The organism is Mesorhizobium sp. WSM4844 (assembly GCF_055811775.1).
This window is the reverse complement of the sequence record NZ_JBVVQB010000207.1, coordinates 1-365: the sequence shown is the minus strand read 5'-3', so window position 1 is coordinate 365 and position 365 is coordinate 1. Positions and strand designations below refer to the sequence as shown.

The 365-nt window shown below is 58.9% G+C and carries 1 protein-coding gene; it reads right to left on the bottom strand.

Going from position 1 to position 365, the window contains the following annotated elements:
* Window positions 1–365, bottom strand: a 365-nt coding sequence (locus AC0L2A_RS36455; protein ID WP_473613022.1) for a hypothetical protein, incomplete at both ends; no start/stop codon positions are given.

Genomic DNA, 365 nt, shown 5'->3' with positions numbered 1-365 from the left:
GTCGTCAGATCGCCAGCGACAGAACAGCTGTCTGTCGTGATTGTGATGCCAATCGGCCAGGGCTGGTGCGACCGTAGCGCCTCCACACCTCGCAATGTCGGGCAGCGCGCGATAAGATCCCGGGCAAAGCTAGCGTGCTCGCTCAGCTGAGCGCATTCGGCCGCCACCGCTTTGCGCACGTCTTCAAAATCATGTGCAAGGTCGATGGTAACTTCCATCGGCACGACAGAGGCGATAAGCACCTCCACCGCTTTCAAACCGGCTTGCGATTGATCCGATGCAGGCGTCCATCCCAGTTGAAGCTCTGCTTCTCCCGTGATGCGGGCGAGATAGATCAGCCAAGCCGTTACCAAGTATTCCGTGCG